Source organism: Candidatus Margulisiibacteriota bacterium (assembly GCA_028715625.1).
In the GTDB taxonomy this organism is placed as follows: domain Bacteria; phylum Margulisbacteria; class Riflemargulisbacteria; order GWF2-35-9; family GWF2-35-9; genus JAQURL01.
This window is the reverse complement of record JAQURL010000004.1, coordinates 43,259-66,205: the sequence shown is the minus strand read 5'-3', so window position 1 is coordinate 66,205 and position 22,947 is coordinate 43,259. Positions and strand designations below refer to the sequence as shown.

General features: G+C 36.5%; 20 protein-coding genes and 1 tRNA gene. 7 read left to right on the top strand and 14 right to left on the bottom strand.

The genetic code is table 11. The features are described 5' to 3' along the window. Window positions 1-145 precede the first annotated feature (145 nt). The 3 genes from PHV30_01645 to PHV30_01635 all read left to right on the top strand — a co-directional run bounded on the left by PHV30_01645 (window position 146) and on the right by PHV30_01635 (window position 2,662). Window positions 146-559 (top strand): hypothetical protein, encoded by a 414-nt coding sequence (locus PHV30_01645; protein ID MDD5455716.1) that lies wholly within the window; start codon window positions 146-148, stop codon window positions 557-559. 2 nt (window positions 560-561) lie between these two features. After that, window positions 562-1,533, top strand: coding sequence for a hypothetical protein (locus tag PHV30_01640; protein MDD5455715.1), 972 nt, complete (start codon window positions 562-564; stop codon window positions 1,531-1,533). 79 nt (window positions 1,534-1,612) lie between these two features. Continuing rightward, window positions 1,613-2,662 carry a 3-isopropylmalate dehydrogenase gene (locus tag PHV30_01635; GenBank protein MDD5455714.1) on the top strand — a complete coding sequence of 350 codons (1,050 nt, stop codon included), beginning with the start codon at window positions 1,613-1,615 and terminating at the stop codon, window positions 2,660-2,662. Here PHV30_01635 and lpxC read toward each other — a convergent pair. Genes lpxC through PHV30_01600 form a run of 7 tightly spaced genes read right to left on the bottom strand, consistent with a single transcriptional unit; the run spans window position 2,659 to window position 13,873 of the window. After that, the gene (gene lpxC / locus PHV30_01630; protein ID MDD5455713.1) at window positions 2,659-3,465 is read right to left on the bottom strand and encodes a UDP-3-O-acyl-N-acetylglucosamine deacetylase; all 807 of its coding nucleotides are present in this window, start codon (window positions 3,463-3,465) and stop codon (window positions 2,659-2,661) included. The genes PHV30_01635 and lpxC overlap by 4 nt on opposite strands. Further along, window positions 3,466-4,134, bottom strand: coding sequence for a hypothetical protein (locus PHV30_01625; GenBank protein MDD5455712.1), 669 nt, complete (start codon window positions 4,132-4,134; stop codon window positions 3,466-3,468). Further along, entirely contained in the window at window positions 4,124-5,116 is a 993-nt protein-coding gene (lpxD, locus tag PHV30_01620) for a UDP-3-O-(3-hydroxymyristoyl)glucosamine N-acyltransferase (protein MDD5455711.1), read from the bottom strand. Before lpxD ends, PHV30_01625 begins: the two co-directional genes overlap by 11 nt. Before the next feature lie 22 nt (window positions 5,117-5,138). Continuing rightward, a complete protein-coding gene (locus PHV30_01615) occupies window positions 5,139-5,579 on the bottom strand; it encodes an OmpH family outer membrane protein (protein MDD5455710.1) in 441 nt (146 codons plus the stop codon). Window positions 5,580-5,591: 12 nt separating this feature from the next. Then, window positions 5,592-7,262 carry a BamA/TamA family outer membrane protein gene (locus PHV30_01610; GenBank protein MDD5455709.1) on the bottom strand — a complete coding sequence of 557 codons (1,671 nt, stop codon included), beginning with the start codon at window positions 7,260-7,262 and terminating at the stop codon, window positions 5,592-5,594. A 46-nt stretch (window positions 7,263-7,308) separates the two neighbouring features. Further along, entirely contained in the window at window positions 7,309-9,033 is a 1,725-nt protein-coding gene (locus PHV30_01605; GenBank protein ID MDD5455708.1) for a BamA/TamA family outer membrane protein, read from the bottom strand. Continuing rightward, window positions 9,014-13,873, bottom strand: coding sequence for a hypothetical protein (locus tag PHV30_01600; GenBank protein MDD5455707.1), 4,860 nt, complete (start codon window positions 13,871-13,873; stop codon window positions 9,014-9,016). The genes PHV30_01605 and PHV30_01600 overlap by 20 nt, the downstream gene beginning before the upstream one ends. A gap of 47 nt (window positions 13,874-13,920) precedes the next feature. Between PHV30_01600 and purU the strand changes: the two genes are divergently transcribed. Both purU and PHV30_01590 read left to right on the top strand, forming a co-directional pair. Continuing rightward, entirely contained in the window at window positions 13,921-14,781 is an 861-nt protein-coding gene (gene purU, locus PHV30_01595; protein MDD5455706.1) for a formyltetrahydrofolate deformylase, read from the top strand. Window positions 14,782-14,831: 50 nt separating this feature from the next. Beyond that, window positions 14,832-14,907: transfer RNA gene (locus PHV30_01590), tRNA-Met, on the top strand. An 83-nt stretch (window positions 14,908-14,990) separates the two neighbouring features. On the opposite strand, the gene PHV30_01585 is transcribed toward PHV30_01590, so the two are convergent. The 3 genes from PHV30_01585 to PHV30_01575 form a co-directional block, all read right to left on the bottom strand. Continuing rightward, on the bottom strand, window positions 14,991-15,824 hold the full coding sequence (locus PHV30_01585) for an FRG domain-containing protein (GenBank protein ID MDD5455705.1): 834 nt from the start codon (window positions 15,822-15,824) through the stop codon (window positions 14,991-14,993). A 36-nt stretch (window positions 15,825-15,860) separates the two neighbouring features. Further along, window positions 15,861-16,865, bottom strand: a complete 1,005-nt coding sequence (locus PHV30_01580; GenBank protein ID MDD5455704.1) for a site-specific integrase — start codon at window positions 16,863-16,865, stop codon at window positions 15,861-15,863. 217 nt (window positions 16,866-17,082) lie between these two features. After that, window positions 17,083-19,356 (bottom strand): phage/plasmid primase, P4 family, encoded by a 2,274-nt coding sequence (locus tag PHV30_01575; protein MDD5455703.1) that lies wholly within the window; start codon window positions 19,354-19,356, stop codon window positions 17,083-17,085. Window positions 19,357-19,987: 631 nt separating this feature from the next. Between PHV30_01575 and PHV30_01570 the strand changes: the two genes are divergently transcribed. Next, complete coding sequence (locus PHV30_01570; protein MDD5455702.1) at window positions 19,988-20,431, top strand: NUMOD4 domain-containing protein; 444 nt, start codon at window positions 19,988-19,990, stop codon at window positions 20,429-20,431. Between the two features lie 136 nt (window positions 20,432-20,567). Here the strand turns inward: PHV30_01570 and PHV30_01565 are convergent, their stop codons facing one another. Both PHV30_01565 and PHV30_01560 read right to left on the bottom strand, forming a co-directional pair. Next, window positions 20,568-21,041, bottom strand: a complete 474-nt coding sequence (locus PHV30_01565) for a hypothetical protein (protein MDD5455701.1) — start codon at window positions 21,039-21,041, stop codon at window positions 20,568-20,570. Continuing rightward, window positions 21,031-21,387: a hypothetical protein gene (locus tag PHV30_01560; protein MDD5455700.1), complete on the bottom strand. Its 357-nt coding sequence runs from the start codon at window positions 21,385-21,387 to the stop codon at window positions 21,031-21,033. Before PHV30_01560 ends, PHV30_01565 begins: the two co-directional genes overlap by 11 nt. A gap of 200 nt (window positions 21,388-21,587) precedes the next feature. Here PHV30_01560 and PHV30_01555 point away from each other — a divergent pair, with 200 nt between their 5' ends. Next, window positions 21,588-21,848, top strand: coding sequence for a helix-turn-helix transcriptional regulator (locus tag PHV30_01555; protein ID MDD5455699.1), 261 nt, complete (start codon window positions 21,588-21,590; stop codon window positions 21,846-21,848). 24 nt (window positions 21,849-21,872) lie between these two features. Here the strand turns inward: PHV30_01555 and PHV30_01550 are convergent, their stop codons facing one another. Further along, window positions 21,873-22,640 (bottom strand): recombinase family protein, encoded by a 768-nt coding sequence (locus PHV30_01550; protein MDD5455698.1) that lies wholly within the window; start codon window positions 22,638-22,640, stop codon window positions 21,873-21,875. Further along, complete coding sequence (locus PHV30_01545) at window positions 22,618-22,836, bottom strand: hypothetical protein (GenBank protein ID MDD5455697.1); 219 nt, start codon at window positions 22,834-22,836, stop codon at window positions 22,618-22,620. The genes PHV30_01550 and PHV30_01545 overlap by 23 nt, the downstream gene beginning before the upstream one ends. Between the last annotated feature and the right edge of the window lie 111 nt (window positions 22,837-22,947).

Genomic DNA, 22,947 nt, shown 5'->3' with positions numbered 1-22,947 from the left:
ATAACCCAACCAGGTAAATACCACCTAAACGGGCAATATTTACACCCCACTTATTGCCCGTTCTCATAATAAAATAAATTCCTGTTTTTCGTGTTTAATTTTTAATTTTTCCGGGCATATTTTATATAACTACTGAGAAAAAATTATGCTGGATATAATTATTATTACTATTCTTTTTTTTGTAACCATAGCCTGTGTTCTGTATATTAATAAAAAAAACAGAAGGCCGCTGGAAAAAGGCATCATCAGTATTATTATTGATAATCAGCAAGTTAAAAAAACCAAAACTGCGGACAGGCAGGAAATCATTAATGAAGCTGAAGCTTTGTTTAAAACTTTGCAAAGAAAATATTTGTACTCCCCTTTGCCTTTCAAGGTCCTTGGTGACTTTTACGCTGACAAAGGCCTTAATGACAAAGCAATTGAGAAGTATTCTCAAATGGTGCGTTATCTGAATAAAGAATTAAGTTTGATCAAACTCGAACGGGTTATGGTATTTCTAAAAGAGAACAATGCCCTTCGGGAAGTCGGCCAAATAGAAGGTTTTTATAATAAATAATTATGGATACAAATAATCCTTTTAAAGTTACTCAGGCTCAATTAGCCTCAACTTCAGACATGGCAAGAACCGAGAATGCCAGCAATTTGGCTGATTTGGAACGAATATTTGAAGGCCTGAAAGGAATATTAACACCCAACAATACCAATGCTTCGTATACAAACAACCTAAAAGTTCAAACAAACATTAATGAACAAAAAGACTTGGAAGAAAATGTTGTTTATAAACCTAATGAAAATATCGTTGAGCAAAAAGAGGCCTATATAAATAACCTTGAACAGGATCGCTTACAAAAATTTCAACAGAAACAGATATTAATGAGTTTACGCAAAGAAAAATTGTCCGGTGACGGTTACTCCAGAAATATGGACGATGCAGTAGTTATGAATATCAATAAAAAAGATCTGCCTGTACCCGGTCATACTGAAAAACAGTTAAGCGCGGCAACTATTGTGCAGGGTGAAGACATTTATGCTGTACCCAACTCTTCCGAAGAATTTCATGAAGAATTTATAGGTGCTGAGAACAATAAAAATAAAGAAACAGTAAAAAGCAAAGAAGAAAAAGCAGACGAACAACAAGAAAAAGATTCGGCAGATAAGCAAAAAAAAGAAAACAGCAAGATCATTCAACTGGAGAATGATGAGGTGCTGGATTTGTTCCCTGACCAAAAAGATAAAGACTTTTTTAATCATTTACATAATTCTTTGAATATAAATGATGTTTACGCTGAAGGCTCAACCGTTAATGAAAACTCTGAAGACATTTCAGATATCGAAGTGGAAAAAAGGATATTATCTATCGGCGCCGTGCTGGATAAAAAAGATGGTCTGGACCATAACCTTATTAAAGATATAGAAAAAAGAATTGAAAAACTGCAAACCTTCTGGGATAAAAAACCTAGTAAAATATTTAATGTTCCGCAGACAAAAAGCGTTAAGCGTTTACGTAATCGTTTCAGTAAAAACAGTTAAGTTTTCCCAAAAACCATCTTGCCTATATTTTGGCTATCCTTTATAGTATCTATACACTACAGAGCTCAAGGAGGCTAACATGAAGACCTATAAAATTGCCGTTATTCCCGGTGACGGGACAGGACCAGAAGTTATTGCCGAAGGTATGAAAGTACTCAAGGCGGCAGGGAAAAAACATAACCTTTCCTTTACTTTTGACATGTTTGATTTCGGTGGTGAACGTTATCTGAAAACCGGTGAAACCATAAACGAAAATGATATTGAAAACCTTCGTAAATATAAGGCTGTTTTTCTGGGAGCGATCGGACATCCTGATGTGAAGCCCGGCATACTGGAAAAAGGAATTCTGCTCCGATTGCGCTTCGAGCTGGACCAGTATGTGAACTTAAGACCTGTAAAACTTTATCCTGGGGTAGAAACTCCTATAAAAAATAAAGGTCCGAAAGAGATTGATTTTGTCGTGGTCAGGGAAAACACAGAAGGTCTCTATGTCGGCGCTGGCGGCATTTTAAAAAAAGGTACTGCCGATGAAGTTGCTATACAGGAATCCATTAATACCAGAAAAGGTGTAGAGCGCTGTATTCGCTTTGCTTTTGATTACGCCAAAAAGAATAACAGAAAAAAAGTAACTCTGGTTGGAAAAACCAATGTGCTAACTTACGCTTTTGACCTTTGGCAAAGAGCTTTTAATGATGTTGCCAAGGATTATCCTGAAATTGAAACCGATTATGCCCATGTAGATGCTACAACTATGTGGTTTGTAAAAAATCCCGAATGGTTTGACGTAATTGTAACCGATAATCTTTTCGGCGATATTATTACAGACCTGGGCGCCATGATACAGGGCGGAATGGGTGTAGCTTCCGGTGGCAATATAAATCCGGTTGGTACTTCCATGTTTGAGCCTATTGGCGGTAGCGCCCCCAAATATACCGGACTTGGAGTAATTAATCCTATCGCAGCCATTATGGCCGGGCAAATGATGCTTGATTATCTGGGCGAAAAAGAAGCCGCTGCCGCAATTGAAAAGGCAGTTATGACGGCAATTTCCAAAATGGAAAGTATGTCCGCCGGGAAAATGGGCTATTCAACGTCAGAAGTTGGCGATATGATTGCCGGTCTTATTTAAGACGCTTTTAGCAGTTTTTTTATAAATTTGTTATTTAATACGTGGCTGGTCTTGTACGCCAACATTTTGCCCTGCACAAAATATCCTGATGAGTACAAATCACCCAACAGGTCCAAAACCTTATGGCGCACGGCTTCTCCCGCAAAACGTTGTGGTGTGATATAGCCTTTGGAATTATAGACTAATGCGTTTTCCATGCTGGCTCCAAGAGCCCGGCCGGACTGATGCAGTTTTTCCACATCCTCGATATTACCAAAAGTTCTGGCCGCTAAAACCTCTGCAACAAAATTGTTTTTTCCCGTAAAAATATAGTTCTGGGTTTGTATGGGATTATTAGGAAAGCAGACTGTATAATTGATGTTCAGCCCTTTGCCCGGATACCCTATCAAATATGAATCATTATAAAAAACCGCGACCGGTTTTTTGATAATCAGTTTCTTTTCAGTGGTAGCGGTCTTTTTCAGTCCTTTTTTCTGTATTTCTTCATATATAGGCAATCCGCTTCCATCGGCAATAGGGACTTCATCACCTTTTATTTCCACCTGCAAATCGGTTATTCTGAAATACCACAAAACGGCCAGGAAATGCTCAATAGTTTTAAGCCATTGGTTGTTTTTAAACAAATTGGTTCCAAGGTTTTGCGGCTTTATATAGCGCAGAGTTAATGGTATTTTTACATTAACCTTAGAAAGGTTGAAAACAATTCCTCCAGCTTGCTTTGGATTCAGTATTATTTCAGCTGTTTTACCCGAATGTATTCCGGTCCCTCTGATGGTGACCGGAGCTTTAACCGTGTATCCCATTTACTGCAGGATACCGTGCCAGGATATTCCCAGAGAAAAAGTAGATTTGCCGGCAGAGCTGTTGCCAATATCATCCCAATAGGCGTTAAGCAACAAATCGTCCGCCAACTTAAGCCTGGTTCCGGCTGAAAGCACCCAGGAATCCTGTGAACCGATAAGTTCGGCAAAAGCATTAACATAATTACTAAAGGGCATTTCCAACCCAAACATTACATTGGCTTGTATCTTTGTAGCCAGAATATTGGAAGCAAAGCCGAAATGACCCGTTAACTGATTGGGAAACTTTTTACTTAGCACCAGATAAAGATTAGAATTGCTGTGTGAGGATATATTTGTAAGTCCGACAGCTAATCCTAAAGGATAGTTCGATTTGTCGCTGAGCATATAATATTTTAGATTTAAAAATACTCCTTCAGTCTGGTTGTTACCTAAAAAACCCAGTTCCACACCCTCAAAAATTCCCAGATTACCATAATAATGTATCTGGTTTTGAGCACTGCTGGAATTATTCTGTACCAATGTCCAGTTTGAACCAAGATCAAAAGCCTTATACTGAATAGACATCGCGGTGGGCATATTGATTAGACCGTTTGTACCTATGGCAGATGGTGCGCCAAAGAGCAGTGCCCCTCCCAAAATCAAACTCCAGAACGCAAATTTATTCCTCATCTGTTTTTTCCTCCTTATTTAGTTGCCGGCGCGCCCATTTTCGTAGCACTGCCTGTTCTTTCCATTCTTTTTTATAATTTTGAGCCGGGAATCCCTGAATGACTTCGTTATCTTTAATATTCTTGGTAACTCCGGAACGTCCCATAATAGTAACATCGTTTCCAACAGTTAAATGGCCGGCTGTGGCAGCTTGCCCGCCCCATATACAGTAATCTCCGACAATTGTACTACCAGCTAAACCTGCCATGCTGGAAAAAACATTATGCTTACCTACTATACAATTGTGCCCTATTTGCACGAGATTGTCGATTTTTGTACCGTCACCTATTACGGTATCTTGTATTGCTCCGCGATCTACGCAGCTGTTTGCCCCTATTTCCACATCATTACCGATTACTACTTTGCCCAGTTGTGTTACTTTTTCCCATTCTTTTTTTTCATTTCTTTCAAATCCGAAGCCGTCCGCGCCAAGAACTGCTCCGGCATGAATTATACAATTTTTACCAATTTGAGTATTATTATAAATTGTGACATTCGGGTAAATGATGGTGCCTGCCCCTATGACCACATTTCTACCTATAGTTGCTCCGCTGTAAATTTTCACATTATCCTGAATAACGGTTTTTTCTTTAATTCGTACATAATCGTCTATAAAAAGCGCTTTACCCAGCTTTACAGAATCATCAATGCTGGCTGTTTTTGATATTCCAAGCTGCTTATCTTCATAGGCGAATAACTTTAAAAGTTTAGGCAAAACTTTTCTGGGATTCTTCACAAGGATGCCGTTTTTTGGTTTTACCTCTGTCGTAAAGGTAACGATAGCACAGGCTTTGGATTTTTGCGCATCTTTTAAATACAGTTTGTCGAGTAAAATTGTTAAATCTTCAGCTCTGGCAGTTAGGATACTTTTTATGTTTTTAACCTCAATATCCTGGCCAAAAATTTTCCCGCCAATCGTTTTAGCGATTTTTGATAATTTCATATTTTAATTATAAGGTGTTTTGCTATTTATTCAAACTGCTGATCACCAGACTGGTTAAATCCATGCCTCCGGAAATCACAATTTGTTTATCCAAAACTATATCTATACGTAACTGTTTGGCTACTTTCTTGGTTGCCTCAATTATATCTTTTTCAATATCGCCCGACAATTTTTGGTTTAATTGTAAAAGCTCATCTCTTTTGGGTTGCAGCTCTGCTTCCAAAGAATCCTTGAGCTGTGTTAATTCTTCTTCATTTTTACTGGTAGCTTTAGCTTTTTCCAACTCCTGCTGCTTCTGTAAGAAAAAATCCTGGAAATCTTTTTGTTTTTTTGCAAGATCAGCTTGCGCCGTAACAGCTTTGTTATATTGTTTTAAAATCTGCTGTGAATCTATATAACCTACAGTGTCACACAAAGCAATAGAGAACAAAAACAGAACCGCACCTATTAAAATTTTTTTCATGTCCAGACCTCCTTAAAAAGTATTCTCAATATTAAAATGTATTACCCCGCTGCTGCTGTCCAGGTTGTCGCTATAGGGCTTGCCATCTCCCCAGGCATAATCAAACCTTAACGGACCTATCGGAGTAATAATTTTAAAACCTATGCCCTTACCTGTTCTCCATGTCGGATCTCCTGTAAAATTACAATCTGCCAGACCTTTGGTTACTTTACCAAGATCATAGAAAAAATATAACTGCATCTGCTGATTAATATTATATCTAAGTTCCACAGTGCCCAGGAACCTTCTGCCGCCTATCGCAAATGGAGATCCATCCCGATAACCTCTCACGGTAGTAGCACCGCCGGCGAAATAACGCTCAGTGTCAAATATGGTTCCGAAGGAATCATCAATAGTGCCCTTAAATCCTAACGCAAAATCATTCCCAAGCGGAAAATATTTATTATATTTTATCCTGTATTTTATAAACTCAATGGAAGCACCCAAAACTTTAAGAGAAGCATTGGCATTAACCAGAGCATAGTCACCGCTGGAGGGATTAAAAATATAATCCCGGGTATCATAGCTCAACCCTCCACCAATACTTCTGACCTCATAACTGTTAATGGAAGTTTCCTGAGGGATAACGTTATTCACGCGAGCTGAAACAAAACCGCTGATCTGTTTAGTCAAAGGCTTGCCCAAGATAACTTCTCCGCCGGTATTGAAAGCTTTCAGCCCCTGTCCTTCATCAATGAGACCATCGGTATTCCATAACCTAAACGTCATTGATGTGTGGTCTTTAAAAAACCAAGGGTTAAAATATTTAAATTCATAAGTAAGCTGCTTCTCCCCCCACTGCCCTTTTGTAGACATGTTATAGCCTTCTCCAAGAAAGTTTATGAATGACAATTGAATAAAACCGAAAAAGCCGGTAGCAGAACCTATTCCTCCTCCGAACTGCAATGAACCGGACCTTTTTTCCTGAACATTTATTACGACTACTACTTTGTCCGGATTTACACCGGCCATGGGTGGGTCAATGTTTATATTGTCCACGTAGCCGGTATTATAAATGTTGCGCATATCTTCCTGAATTGTGTTGATATTGAAGGCGGTACCGATCTGAGTTTCCATTTCTCGGGTAAGTACGTATTCCTTGGTAAAAGCCATACCCTTAAAGAATATATCTTCTATTATTCCTTCTTTGAGAACAATAGTTAAAATATTGTCATCCTGCGGTTCGGAAATTTCTTTTACATTCATCAGTACATATCCCCGTTCATGGTAAAAATTGGTAATATTCTGAATATCCTGCCTTAGCTCACTATAGTTAAGGATTTTACCTTTTTTCATGTTCATGCTGGCCATAAGTTCTTCCTGTTTAAAGGCTGTTAATCCTACAAAATATATCTGGTTAACAACAGGGTTTTCTTCAATTGTAAAAATCAGGTCCGCCTTGTTCCCGCTGACAAAAACAGTTTCTGCGCTTACTGAATCCTTGAAGTAGCCCATATTATAGATATTATGGATGTCGGCAAGGATATTTTCAGTAACCAGTTCTTCTCCGGGTTTATTGGTAATTACAGCCAAAATATCCTGAGAGGAAATGGCCTTGTTGCCACTGATAATGATACTGTTTAATGTAGTGGCCTGCAAAAATGAAAATAAACCGATCAATAATATAAAAAAAAGTCTTAACATCTTATCCCCTACCTCATAAAAGACTAGGAAAACATTTTAACACAAATCAAAACAATTGTCCTAACCCGAAATGCAGCAAGAACTGATTGTTATCCCCTATTGCAAAATCAAAACGCAATGGGGCCAGTGGCGTTAAAATCCTGATACCGACACCTTTTCCCCATTTGAGTTTATCTAATTGCAGATCGTTATCAGTAGCAATGCCTCCATCAATAAATATAGCACCCTGCAGCCATTCTGTAAGAAACACCCGATATTCGACATTCAAAAGGATTTTTTTATTGCCGATAATAGCATTGGCAAGATTAGCGTATGATTCCGGATAGCCTCTCAGAGAATATGCCCCCCCTATAAGAAATTTGTCCTGTTCGAAAATCTGGCTCTGAGTATTAAATTGCATGAACCCGGTACTGAAGCGAATTGCTAAAACATCTTTCTTGTACAAATTATAATAAACAGAATGTTCAAAAGTATATCTGGAAAAATCAATGCCTCCGAAATTGATTAAATTAAAGAGGTTATTACCTTTTTCCATTTCAATTGTAGTCTTGCTTCCGCTCAGCGGATTATTATAATCGTTTGTTGTATCACTGAGCAGCGTTAATTTTAAACTGTTTTTCTGATAAGGACTGTACACACCGGCAACGTCTGACACAGCTTCATTACGATAACCCACAATTGTTTTCACCTGTTTGAAGAAATACGGCTCCAGATTAGCTTCTCCTCCGATACGCTGAACCCTGACTGTGGCCAGATTGTTGACGATTTCATCATTTATCTGATGCCAGACCATAAGATTTAGCGGTAGCTTGCGTCCGGTAAACCAGGGATCGCTATATTTCACATAGTAGCTATATTCCTTAAAATAAGATTCAATAATGCCCTGACCTTTAAAATATAAACCTTCACCGGAATTTCTAAAATTCGGCAGCTTCAGGGAAAGAGCCAGGCTCAACTTGCTGTTTTGCAGTTGTTCCAGCCCCAGTTGCAAGTTGTTTATCTTGCGCTGTTGAACCTCATATAAGATATCAACTTTGCCCGGATTTACATACGATGGCGCTACCTTGGGCATGCTCACCTGTGAAAAATATCCGCTTCTGAAAATAATATCCTTGTCTTCATTAACCAGATTAATATTAAAAACCTTGCCTGGCTGCATATTCAATTCCCGCAGAATAATCATCGGATTAAGCTGTCCCGCACCGCTTAATACGATGTTATCTACCAAGCCTTCATCAACGTTAAAAATCAGAGAATTAACGCTTTTTATAAAAAACACATTGGTCACCTTGGCCAGCACATAACCTTGATCATGATAAGCTGATTCAATTATCTGTATGTCGCTGGAAATATAGGCATAATTTAAAGGGGTATTAAGTTTGTTATACAATTTACTCTTAATAATGTTCTGGTTTAAAATAGTCATATTGCTAAGCTCTATATAACGAACCATGGGATTCAGCTTTATATTAAAAGTAATATCCACTGCCGATTCTTCGTTTGCCGATATATTCACATTAATATCCTGAACATAACCGCTATTCATCAGGCTGCCGATATCATCGACCATATAGCTAAGGTAAAATTCATTATCCTGTTGCATATAAGGCATATATTCGGCAAAATTTACTGTTGTCTGAGGATTAGTGGATATAGCCATGCTTTTGATGGGGTAACCATTAAAAATTTGCGGCTTTTCCGGGCTTATTTCAATTGCCAGAGAAAAAGCTGTTAAAAAAATTATTATTAAACTAGAAATCAAAATTCGCATTGATTGAAAAAGCTCCATATACGCTATCGCTATTCTGTAAATTATGGTTGCCATAATTTACGCTGATAAAATCTGACAAAAACCACATCAGCTCATACTCTGTGAGCTGTAGTGAGTAACTCTTGGATTGCGGGTCCTGGTTAACTCCGGTTTTTAGTTTGACAAACAGTTTCTTTAAAAACAGATCTTTTATGTATTCCACAGATACTTTGCTGGAATTATTGGTATCAATGGCAGTATCCGTTTGAAAAACCGGAACCGAGTTCACTATTTCCTCTCCGAACTTATGCTCAATCTTTACATCATAAAGGCCGATGGCGCTGGCTATTTCTTTTTCAAAAGGTCTTAACTGCTGATCTATCCACAGGTCTATTTGCGAAGCCGAATAACTCTTTAAAAGCTCATTGGCTTCTTTGTTGTTTACCAATCCTTTGTTCAGTAAATTCTGATAAAACTGAGGCTTTAAAAGTACGGGTAATAAATATGAAGAAATAGTATCCAGCTGTTCCGCGGATATTTTATCCATATATATTTTTTCCTCTACCAGTTTATAGGTATTGTTTTCATAAAGATAATGTTCGATGGCGAAAGATTTGGGAGTGTTCAGAAAGCCGTTAACATAAACAACAAATACGTGATCCTCAATTTTGGTTACCATGTTGTTAGAGGCTATATTTGTGTTGTCCGTAACCGAAATAACTTTTTTTACAATGGAATAAGCTTTTAAATTAAAGTAAGGTGTGGCCTTGCGTTTTGTCGGATAATCCGGGTCCGGCAGCATTCTGATATCCACATAATTATCATCTATATTTTCAGGTTTATTACTGAAAATTTCCCTCTGTTTGGACTTCTCCAGCAGCTGGAACATCTGGTCCATAAAAACAATTTTCCCGCTCTTTAGCTTGAATTTTTTTTCAAAATCAATTGTATTCAGCGATCCTTTTATGTGCATATCCATGGGCTCTTCATCAAACTCAATATTGATATTATTTATAAAGTTGTTCACTCCTGCCCCGATATTTTTTCCGGTAATAAACAGTCCCTTGCTTAAATAAACCCACATGTCCAGCTTCATGGCAGGTTTATCCACCACAGCAGGACGATTGCTAAGAATAATAAAACGGCCGTCAGATAGCACTGCTTTGGTCCTGAGCACAGGACCTTCCTCCTTTTCCTCAAGAATATTTTGTTTAGCGATTTCTTTGGCTTTTTTGGTTACAGGAATTAAAAATGTTCCCTGTACACGGGTTTCCTCAGTTTCCGCTTTGCCAACATATAAGTCTTCTATGTTCAGGTTTAGCTGGGTTGGTTTTATGGTCAAATTCATTATCAGCGGTATATTTGCAGCGTCTTTAAATGATAAATCGGCAGCTATATTGCCTGACGCCACAAAAACGTTTCTGGCCCCATTGGTGTCATCACCCTGCCAGACCACTTCCAAAGAAGGGATGTTGATAATATTGTCAACAATATTCAGCTCTGCATTGTCTACCGTTAATGGGGCTTTTATGGCAAAACCTGATACGAATTGAATTTGGAACTTTTTCAAACTTACCTTCTGAGAATTAAAGACAGGGCTCCAGAAGGGTCCGGTAATATCCAGCACCACATCTCCCTGATTGGATATCCTTTTCAGGGAACTGTTCATCATGGATAAAATGTTTATGTTATCTTTATGTAAATTTAGTCGTAAATCAAGGTCATTACGATGGGCTTCTGTTTTTGACAACAGGGGAGACAAATTAATCTGTCCCTTTAAAATTTCTTTATAGGTTGTTCCCTCAAAATCAACATTAAGCTTATTAACCTTTAATATCTCGCTGTCAGGGTTAAAAAATGATTCGAAATCGAGGTTTTCAAAATTACTCTCCAGAAGCTTAACTTTACTGCATTTTATTCCGATATGAATGTCATTGTCTTCAAGCCTTGCCTGAAAATTCAACTGTTCTACCTGCGTTTGTACAATACGTCCGGAATTAACATTCAGATCACTGAAAATTACCCACTTGTCTTTATAAGAAGACCGCAATATACCCGAAATTTTTCCTTCGGCTTTAGGCAAATCATTGAGACGATCCTTTTGTTTTACAGATTTCAGGTCATATAGCAGTTCGGAAATGTTTCCGCCATCAATTGAATAAAGATTTAGGGAGTTCTTTTTTACCAGCTGGTTATATTTGCCAAATACTTCTGTGCGTTTGTCTTCCTTGGTTTCTTTGGGTATTGTTTCTTTTGTCCATAACGGCCTTAACTGCTGATACAATTCAGATAAATTCTCCAGCTTGGCAGAGGTCAGATTAACTTCCAGATTATGTTTGGGAATGGTTTGTTTTTTGAAATCCAGGTCAATATAGCCGGAAATCTGATAAGTGTCATTTTTATTAATTATTGAGAAATCGCTCAGGCGGACCTGTTTATTCTGCAAATTAATGTGTCCTTTAAAATTCGGCATAGTAACATTGTTGTAAATAAAAAGATCTGTTTCCACATCCAAATCAGCTGTAACCGAAGCCCCATCAACTGTTAGTTTACCATTTAAATTTGTCAGAGACAGCTTTATGTTCTTGGGCATATAGCCTTGCCATTCGTTACTGCGAATCTTGGCATGATCAAAAATTACGCTGAAATTATGTGATGAGAAATATTCTGCCTGTATTAACCTGATATTGGAAAAAGGTTGTACAAACTGGCCGGCACCAATACTGAACTTGTTGTTTTGTAGCGCTATGTTCCCGGAAACATACTGAACTGTCTGGCTGCCCAGCTGGCCGTTTACTATTTGAATACTGCCGGTTACACCATAGTTGTTTAAGAAAAGCTGGTTTTGGTCAGGGAACATTGTTAACTTGCCGCTGGCTATACCGTTAAAATCGTATTTCTGGTTTTTTACAAACGGTTTGGCGTTGACCAGAGAAACATTGCCCAGTGTAAAGTTGCTGTATACCAGGCTCTTATTGGTAGTCTTGGCTTTTATGTTGAAAAAAGATGTTTTGTTTTTTAAAGCGAATTCCAAATAAGCGTATTCATCCAGAGTAACCGTGCCTTCACCGCTAAATAATTCCGTGCTGTTCTTCACGGCGAAGTTAGATACGTTGATTTTAACCAAGCCTTTGGTATGCTGCAGAGGATTGCGTTTAAATGCCTCATCAAAGACTCCGGTTACACGCCCATCGGCTTTGAACCTGGCCTTGTAGTCTCCAACTTTGGAGTAAAAAAAATAAAAGTTGTCGGTTAACAGATCATTACCCTTGAAGGTTATATCAAAAAAAGCGTGATTGTTCAAAAAGCCAGTGAAATAAAGTTTTGATTCATCATTATTTATCGCAACATATGAACCTGGACCAAAAACAAGCTTTTCCGGCGTTTTTTCCCACATAACCACCATATGGTTAATCTTCTGCCCAAAGGCGGAAGCGTCTTTACCCCAAAAGAACAGCTGGCCTTTGATGTCGTCCGCATAATGGTCCAGATGCAGGTCAATATCACCCTGGCCGGTAAAGTGTTTGGACTGAAAATATTCCGGAAGTAAAACCTTTTTTAAGGCCATGGTTATATCCAGATAGGGAGTATGGTTCGGTATAATGGTTACACTACCAGTGGCTGTACCGGTCCCGTTATAAGCCTGAATAAGAGGCAAGCTTAAAGAAATATCGTTTTTCTCTTTTCTAAACTGCAGATCTGCTTTCTGTACAACATAATTAAAAAAATGACCCGAGTAATTATTAGCTTTTCCTTCCAGAACAATATTCCCTGTTGCAATGGATTTTATGTTCAACAAAAAGTCGCACTTGCCATCCAGGTTCCAGTTTTTCAGAAATGGCAAAAATTCAGCCGAATAATGGTTGTCTATTTCTTTGCTTCTGATGGCCAGATTAAGAATCATAAAGTCTTTAATATCACCCTGCAGGCTAAATTTCTGACCGTTAGCCCTGCCTTGTATATCTTTAAAAATAACTCCACGATTGGAAACAAATACCTGCCCGGCCTGCAAAGACATGGTCGGTGGCACCCAAACAGTCGCGAATTCAGCTTCTTTAACGTCCATGCTCACCTGAAAATCAAGCGGAATATCTGTGAGCTTCTGTACCTTTTTTGATTGCAGCTGGGCTTCAACTCTGGAAATAGCTTTGTAAAATTTGATTTCTTTTAATCCTGAAAAATAACCTATCAAGTTCGCCACATCGGCTTTTCTGGAAAAAATATGAAATTTAAAATCCTCGCCCTGCAAAGAACCATTGATTACAACCTTGTTGTCTCTTTTTCGGTTCAGATTTCCTTCAAGGTTAATCATCACCTGATTTTTTTTCAACTGAACGTTGCCTACTGCATTATATAAAACATTAACTTCCGGGCTTTCCAGCGCCTTGGGTCCAAATCCTCTTTCGTCAGTATAGGTCACTGTAGATTTTCTGAAGTATATTTTAATGTGCGGAATCTGAAAGGGTTTCGCGTTGGGTGGCGTAGGTTTCAACTGTTGGATCAGATTATACCGGTCATCACTGCTATGGTGAATGTTTATATTGCCATTACTGATCTGTAAGGAATTAATTAACTGCAGGGGATCCCTGGTTCTGCGTAATCTGAGCAGGCTGTAATTTACTTTTAGCTCCTCAATTTGAGCCATGTTACTGCTGGGGCTCAGAGGATCGCCAATAGTGATTCCTTTAATTGTCGCTGAAGACAAAAAGCCTATGTCGATTGAAGCAATCTTTATTGGAGTCGTTAAAATTCCGGACAATGTTTTAGTAACTTCGTTTTTAACCCAGTTTTCCAATACCAGTTTTGCCAAAAAACCAAGAACTACAAAGAAAATAATACCCAGCAGAAGATTCTTTTTCATCTATTTTTGTATTATAATCTTTTTCAGTGCAACTTTAAACCTTAATCATGGATAAAACAACATCAGCAATACTGCTAATCTCGGCTCCGGATAAAGAAGGTTTGGTCTTTACCATAACCGAATACATTTTTCAAAATAAAGGCAACATACTGCATGCCGAGCAGCATATAGATCCGGTAAATAATATTTTTTTTATGCGCATAGAATGGGACCTTTCTCATTTCTTAATACAAAAAGAGAATATCCTTAGTTCCCTGCAATCCATAAAAAAACACTGGAATATGGACCTGAAACTCTATTTCAGTGACTCTTTAATAAAAACGGCTGTGTTTGTTTCCAGAGATGACCACTGTTTGCATGACCTGCTTTATAAAATAAAAAATTCCGAGTTGGCTATGGATGTTCAACTGATAGTTAGTAATCACCAGGATAATGAAACAATTGCCGGTTATTACCAGACTCCCTTTTATTTTTTTCCTATGTTTCGTGAAAACAAAAAAGAACAGGAACAGGCGCAGATGAAACTTTTGACAGATCATGGTGTTGAGCTGATTATCCTGGCGCGTTATATGCAGATACTGACACCGGGGTTTGTTCGGGCTTATCCACAACAAATCATAAATGTACATCATTCCTTTCTGCCCGCCTTTATCGGTGCAAACCCTTACAAACAGGCCTACGATCGGGGGGTTAAGGTGTTGGGCTCAACAGCGCATTATGTTACCGAAGCCCTTGATGACGGGCCGATTATTGCCCAGCAGGTTGTAAATATTAATCATAAGGATAGTTTGCAAAATTACATTGAAAAAGGCAAAGAACTGGAAAAGCAGGTGCTTTCTTTCGCTATAAAAAAACACATCGAACGCAAGATTCTTGTATACCAGAACAAAACCGTAGTGTTTGACTAGGCTTTTATTCGCTGCTATAATTATGACCTTGCGAAAAAAATAACCAATGACGCGGGGTGGAGCAGTTGGTAGCTCGTCGGGCTCATAACCCGAAGGTCGTAGGTTCAAGTCCTACCCCCGCAACCAGTAATTATGCGACCTCTAGGAAACTAGAGGTTTTTTATTTTTAAGATTTTACACAGTCTATACACACAATGGGGTAACCGTCTTTAAGCGTATTTTGCCTTTAAAAATTCTGCTTGTTTATCTAGCTCCGGAAATAAAAACCTTTCGTTTATGCCTACGCGATTTAATTCATTCAAAATTTTTTCTTTCTGATAGATTAAAAATTTTTTCTTTTCGCTATTAAATAATATCCAATCTTTTTGAATTGTTGCAGGCATTTCTTTTGTTTGATTAATACCAAACAAAAGAAATGCACCTTCTTGTCGTAGTATTCTTTGATTATTCATTTTGGGGTTAACACATAAAACGGAACCAATCGTTTTTGGCTCAATAATTGACAAAAAATATGGTTTTTCACTTTTTATTTCATGAAGAAGGTAGCTTATCTCTTTTTTCTTGTTGAATATATTAATTCGATTGATCTTGTATCCTGAAATATCAAAATTGAATGGACGTTTTGAAAGATTTGATACAATTGAAACACTGTCACTTTCAAAATGACGAATTTCTTTTTTGGGTATTTTAAGAACGACTACTTCGCCTCTTAATTTTATATCTTTTCTCGCTGCAAAGTAAAGGGCTACAAGAGGATTTTTTGTCAAATCCAACAGTCTAGTAGGTATTGAATAATGTTGCATTTTTACAAGACAATCAAATGTAGTTTTTTCATTTCTGAAATCTTCAGGCAGATATGAAAGAATTTCTCTGAATATTCGATCCTCATTCCTTAAAAAATTTATATATTTAGGCCTATAAATTGCAGGAATCAAACTATATTTTTTTTCTTGTGAATGGCCTCGAAAAAACAACTCATAATCATCACTTGTTGTTATGTTATTTAAAGCATCAATAAAAGTTTTAGTCGAACCAATTTTCATTTCTTTTTACATATTAACTCGAATTCATAGCATACTTCAACCACACAACAGATTAACTGTCTGAAATAGTTTATCCTGTTTAACGTGGGCATAACGCTGGGTAGTCTGAACACTGGCGTGACCAAGAAGGTGTTGGACTTCGTAAATGTTAGCGTTTCTCTCTACTAATTGTGTGGCGAAAGTATGGCGAAACTGATGCACATCGCCCGATATATTTAGCTTTTTTAATAACCGTTTAAATTTATGGTAATAGTCATTTATAGGTAAGCCCTCATTAAATTCAAAGAGATATATTTGTTTGTGTGTTTTCTTTTTCCTTAAGAAATTCAATAACTCTAGAAGTTTATTGTTTATTGGGACTACACGGAATTTGTGAGATTTTGATTTTTCAACTCTTAATAATTTATTCTTAAAATCAATGTCTTCCCATTTTAAATGTCTTAGTTCATTTGTTCTTAGCCCTGTATTTATTAGAACCTTAATAATGTTACCTAACATTTCATCAGCACTTTCGAGAATTAGTTTTAACTCACCATCAGTATAGAATTTTGGTCTGATAATATCTGTTTTTAAAGGTTTAATTTTGAGGGCATAAGGTATGTATTCTTTTGTTATAGCGTAGTTTAATATGGATGATAGCAATACTGTTCTATTATTTATGGTTTTATTGGCTTTACCATGATTGCTCCACTTTGTTTGAAGAGCTTCGACAATATTTGAATTAATTTGTTTAAGCAACATATTGCCAATTTCTGTATTGAGGATTTTTATAATCGACTGTTCTCTGGACAAAGTAACAACTGTTTTCCTTGTCATGGAGAATTCCCTATATTCTTTTGCTAACTCACTAAACAGAATATCTTTCATCATCAGACTAGGGGTTTTGAAGTTGACCCTTTCCCAAAGATAACTATTCAAAAACTCCTTAGCTTCTTTCATATTCCGTGCAGGGATTTTTTTGCTGCGACGTTTACCATTGATATACTCATCAATGTGGTAAGTAACGCCTTTTTTACCAGAAATTGTTTTGATAAACGCCACAGCTTTTCTTTCCTATTTACTGAGATTATCCATAAAGTTCTGGATATCCTCAACTTTAAATCTAATTGACTTTTTGTTGCGCTTTTTAGCTACAGAATCTCGTGTGTGAGGAAGCTCAACAGCATTTAGCGCACCATTGCAAACATAGGCATAAACCGTTGAGAGTCCGATACGAAGGACTCTTGAGACGTCCTTCGCTGTAAGATACGGTTGTAGATTAGTCATTAAGTTTCTCTCCTTTAATAGTTGTAAACCCAAAATAGAAGAGTTCATTATTTATCTTACTCTTAGAAAAGAAAGGAAATTTGCTTAATTCAATGCCAACTGTTCTTTTTGAGAATGGTTTATATGTATTTTCTTCACAATATTCTTTATACAATTTGTAAAGGATACCAGCGTTTATATTGCCGGTTTCAGACGCTTCAAAGGTATCTTCAAAAAAAATCAAGAAATTATTTGAGTCCTTCTCATATTCATGACGGACATTTTCTGATTTTTCTGATTCCGTAAAAAAATTCTGGTTATTTAACCTTTGTAACCCTGTAAGAGCCCAATTAAATATTCCTGACAGTTCTTCCTCGAGTTTTAAGGATAAATCCTTATCCTGATTTCCAAGTTTCTCGGTAAACCTCTGTTCAAAAGGAATTATTAAGAATTTGGAGAAAAAACCATATGTTCGATCCGCCGAAGCTGGAAGGCTGTTGGCAGCATATACTAGCTTACAAAAAAGCGTTGTTTCATACTGCGGTTTGTGTTTCTCGTTTATCTCAACAGGGTCGCCACCAACAATTTTTTTATAATTCTCTGTTTCTTTCTTGAATAATCCACTGATCTCACTGCTCACATTTAACAACTTATTCACCATAGTAGCCAAACCAAAATTATCCTCCAATTTACTATAGTCGACATGTGAGCAATTTTGTTTGCCGACCATTTTTATTAAAATATTTAAAAAAACAGACTTTCCATTTCGTCCATCTCCAACCAGAAAAAACGCTTTGTGATGTTTTGTCTCAGCTGTTAAACAGTAGCCGGCAATTTCCTGAATTAATAATTGTAACTTTGGGTCGGGAAGAACTTCTGAAATAAACTTTTCCCAGCGATGGCATTGCGCCTTTGGATTATATGTGTAGTCTACTTGTATCGTCGAATATAGCTCCTTGTTAAAAGGTTGGGGAACTAGTATCTTGAGATTCAATATGGTATTTTTTAAAACAAAAATATCTTTGTTTTGATTTAAAACACTTTTTTTACCCTTCGATGTTGAAGGTAGAAAATACTTTTTCATAAAATTGATGGTATTATCTAAATCTCTGTTTTTTGGTGAGAAAGCAAATTTATTTAACAAAACAATAATTCGTTTACCTATATACTCATTAGAAATACTTTCCCAAACTCCTTTATCTTTAAGGTACATATAAAATCCATGAGAATCATAAATTATTGAATCATCGATAGTTAATAGATTTGCAATGTTTTGTTCACTCAAGTTATTATCAAATCCAAAAACATGTTTGGTAATTTCACAGATTTTCTTGGAATCATGGCCAAAATACTTCAGCCACTGAACAAGAGTCGGTCCACCTTTATCGTGGCTTCCAATAAATCCTTCTTTTGTTATCCAACAACTTGAGCTGTTTCCATTTACAAAAATTTGTAAGGTCCCATTGCTATTTGGCTTAAAAGAATATTCTTCGAAGCCTACAGCCTCAGTTCCCGAAAGAAGCTCAAGACCCTTTTTGCTATCAAATTTTGAAAGTTGATATAATGATGGAGTTGTAGGCTCTTTTAAGTTTTTTGATTTCTCTTGTGGGTTTTCAGGTTTTGTTTCATTAACAGGAAAAGACTCAAGCATTTGTTGTTCACTATAACTAGCCCCATTCTCCGCGACGACTTTAACCAAGAAACGGTTATTGTTATCTTTACAATGATAATATCCAGGGACTCGAAGCATCCTTGATAAATCCTTAGCATTGCCATCAGCGCCAACTTCTTTTTTATTTCCTTTTTGATCCTTTTGATATATGAGATTTCCTTTCTCATCCTTCAAGCGAAAAAAGGGAACAAGACGTTTTTCAACGATTTCCCTGTATCGCTTAATCATTTCCTCTCGATTTTCATTGTTTATTACTATTTTCTCGTTAGCATAGAAATATACATGGAAACCATTCTTGGTTTCGACAATTAAGCTTGGTTTAAGTGGTGATTTATATATTAATTCTGTCAACTCATTTTTCGAGCCATTATCAAGGTCTATTGCCCAACAACGAATTGCCGTAATATCTTTTAAAGCTCTTCTATTTGGTAGCGTTTCTTGAATTGGAAAAAAAATTCCATAACCCTCCTCATTTGCTGTTTTAGCAAGAATAGGATTTATAGGTTTTGGTGCATGACCAAATTCTGTGATTTTTCCATTTTTTTTTAAATCGGCAATAAGAGTCTGATCCTCAAACATCGCATAATAATTATTATTGTTATTTGGTCTAAACATGTATATCCCCTTTTTTATTTAATTTTTTTATTAAGCTCTTCAGCCTTTAACTTATTGTGCATTCTAGTCAACGCCTTAAGCCAACTTGCCTGTGCTTTGCCCATTCGTTGTCGCTTTTCCCTCCTGGCTCTTCTGCGTTTTTTTACGCCTTTACACATAGCGCTTTCCCTCCAATTTATATAGGGTATAGGCTCTCACTGGATTCTTTCTGTTCAGCTTTTTGTGCTTTTTTATAATCTCTTTTTCGTAGTACCTCGAGTAAGTTGGTTTATAAATCTTTCTCATTGTTTTGCCCCCAAAGCAGACAGTCTATAGACAATTACTGGGGCTCTACGATTTAATTTAGTTAGTTTTCTAATTATTGCTTCGTTGTTGTTGTCATTTCTTAGTGTGTTACCTTTAGCTATCATTTTTTACTCCTTTATTTTTTTAGTTTTTATATTTTCCTTTCAAAAGTTTACTAATAATGTTTTAAAAACTTATTTTATTTTTCATCAATGCATCCAACTAGTATGCGGTTTATAAAGAGATGTATCCAATAATGGTGGTATACTTATTTTTACTCTTTTTAAACAAAGCCATAGATGGTGTTAAATTGTGTACACCACAAATACTGCTGTATAATACACGTATGAACTATGTTTCCAACCTTCGAGGGTCGGTTATTCCCTGGGACGAAAGACCAAAATATGTTAAAGGATATGAAAAGCTCTATATTATCTCGAATAGAGGAAGAATTTTCTCTGTTAAATCTCAGAAATGGCTTAAACTTAGCATTACTTCAAAAGGATATGAAGTTGTTTCCTTGTCTAAATTGGGAGTGCGTAAAAAGTATCTAGTTCATAGGTTGGTGTATGGGGCATATATAGGAAGCTGTGAAAATTTAAGGGTTTCACATTATAAAGAATATAGTTATTACAAAATTGGAGGGCTAGCTGATAGAAAAAATAATGCGTATCATAGATTAACTATTGCTATTCCCAAATCGTTAGGAGTAAATAAAAAAAAGTATTTTCGTGAGTACATGAGAGAATATCGTAAAAAAAAGAAAAAGGAATCTCTTAACAATAAATGAAAATTTTAGGTCTTATCATACAAAGAATACAGGTTCTTTGTACGCATATATGTTATATTCCTTGAGATTACTAGGCTAATTTATATTTGTTATAAAAGCGATCATCATAAGAATTAATGCAATGTCATAGTTCCTATTATTTGAAGAAAACAACAGCCACCTTATAGCCCATATATTCTGGTTCAAAAACAGTAATTTCTCCTATGTCGCCGAACTTGAAACTGTCGTTTAATTGTAAGGGCTTAGGAGCATCCATTTTGGCAAACACATTGAATATGGCTGAAGAAAAAGCTATTTGGTCTACATCAACAACCCAAGACTTAAAGGAATACATTTCAGAATCTATCGTATCATCTTTATAAAAAGAAACTACCTGCCGTGCGGGATAACCCTCAAATTGAACATTTCGATAATAACGATAACGATCCCTATCCTCATCATTCTCTATAAAGGGAGATTCATCATATTCAATATGTTGTAAATTTAAAACCTTAACATATTCAGCTCTGGTTTTTACACCTTTAAGTTTGGGGCTATAAAAGCTAAATCCAAAAGAAATTAAGAGGCTTAGTATAGATAGTTTTATTATAACTCCGGTACTATTTCCCATAGATTATTTGCATTTCAGATGCTTTTTTATAAGAAATTGTTACCCCTCTTTTTGGATTGCTTTTAATCCACCCATCTGTGGTCTCGATCGGTTCATTAGAACCGACACCAACAGCATTAAATAACTTCATTTTTAAATCACTCTGAGCACTTGCCATTATTTTAAATGGGGCAAAGTCATATGTAATATGATCCACAATATCATATTTTACTGAAACAGTTGTCGCGGCCATATAACCTTTCCAAGTTGATTCGTATAAAATCATATAGAAACTACTCTTAATATACATGAATTCATAGGTTACATTTTGCTCAGACAGTATTTGTTTAACCTGATCTCCGCTCATCCCAACCCTAATAGAGTCTAATCCCTGCGTTGCAAAGACGGTTATTGGTACTAGGATCAAACACACCATTATATAACGAAAGATTGTAGTGCATATTCTATTTATTATTCTCATTGTTCACTCCTTTAATTAAGTGTACATCCATATAATACGACAACGTCGTCGTAAAAGTAAACGAAGCTACCCTATAAAATGTAGGTATGGCTCGAGCAGATATCCACTTCGCACCTGATAAATCGATATTAAAAGCAGCAGCTAAAGTAGTTCGTGATGAACGCAAGAAGCAAGGTCTTACACAAGAATCATTGGCAATTAAATCAGGCTTGCATTGGCGACACATCCAACGTTTTGAAACAGATAAACTTAATCCATCTTTATGTTCCTTTATCAGCCTTGCTAAAGGCCTTGGTATTAATGCAGATGATCTTATTAAGCGAATATTAAACGAGTCTAATAAATAAATTTAGAAAACCAGATGTTTTCATTCAGACTATCCCTAGGTCCTTACGTTTATTTAACTGGTCTTTATATCTTAGCTTTCCTTTATAAATAGGATTCCCTACTATATACTTCACTGTACTGGCGTACCATTTTCCGCCTTTAACAGTTTTTACTCCAAGGTTATTGAGATATCTTGCAATCTTAGCAAAACTTAATTTCTTATATCGTCTAATTTTAAAGATTTGTTTAACGATTTCAGTTTGTCCATCATTAACCTTTAAGTCTTTGTTTTTTGCCAAATAGCCAAATGCTGGGCCTCCACCAGCATAACCACCTTTCTTGGCTTTATTAATTCGTCCCCCACTTAACCTCATTGTAATAAAGGCTTTTTCAAGCTCTGAAACGATACCCATAAATTGACGGAAAGCTTTTCTCATTGGGTCTTTGCTATCAAGGTTTGGCTCTTTAATACTGATAAGCTTCTTATCCAACAACTCCAATTTTTTGATAAGATGTTCTTGGATGTATAAATCTCTGGCTAATCGATCTAATTTAAAGATAACTACGCTTTCAATATCGGAATTATTTTCCAGATAATCAAAGAGTTCTGAAAGGGCTGGACGGTTTTCCAGTCCACCGCTGACACCATTATCTTTAAAAAGAGCCATAAGCTCGAGTCTGTTCTCTCGGCAGTAGTCGATAAGAGCCTTTTCTTGAATTTGGATAGTGCCCTCTTCTCTTTGGTTCTCTGTGCTGACCCTACAATAACCTACAACTTTTACAGATAATTTATCTTTTATTGTTGATGACATTTTTCGCATTCCTTTTCATATATTTTATGACTTTACGAAGGTCCTCTTCACATAGTTCTGGCAACAATTCCTGTTCAATCTTAACGGACTCTTCAAAGTCTTGAGATATATAACTTTCAAGATCGTCGTTGTCAGAGGAATCTATAAATGCTTCAGTATATTCTTGGAAATCAAATTTTTTATTTTTTAATTTCATTTTCATCACTTCCATTTAATAGATGCTATAAATAAATAACTTTTATACATTACAGAATTTAGTTTAATCATTTCTGCGTCTGTGTTGATTAAATCCAAAAAGGTCTTTTTT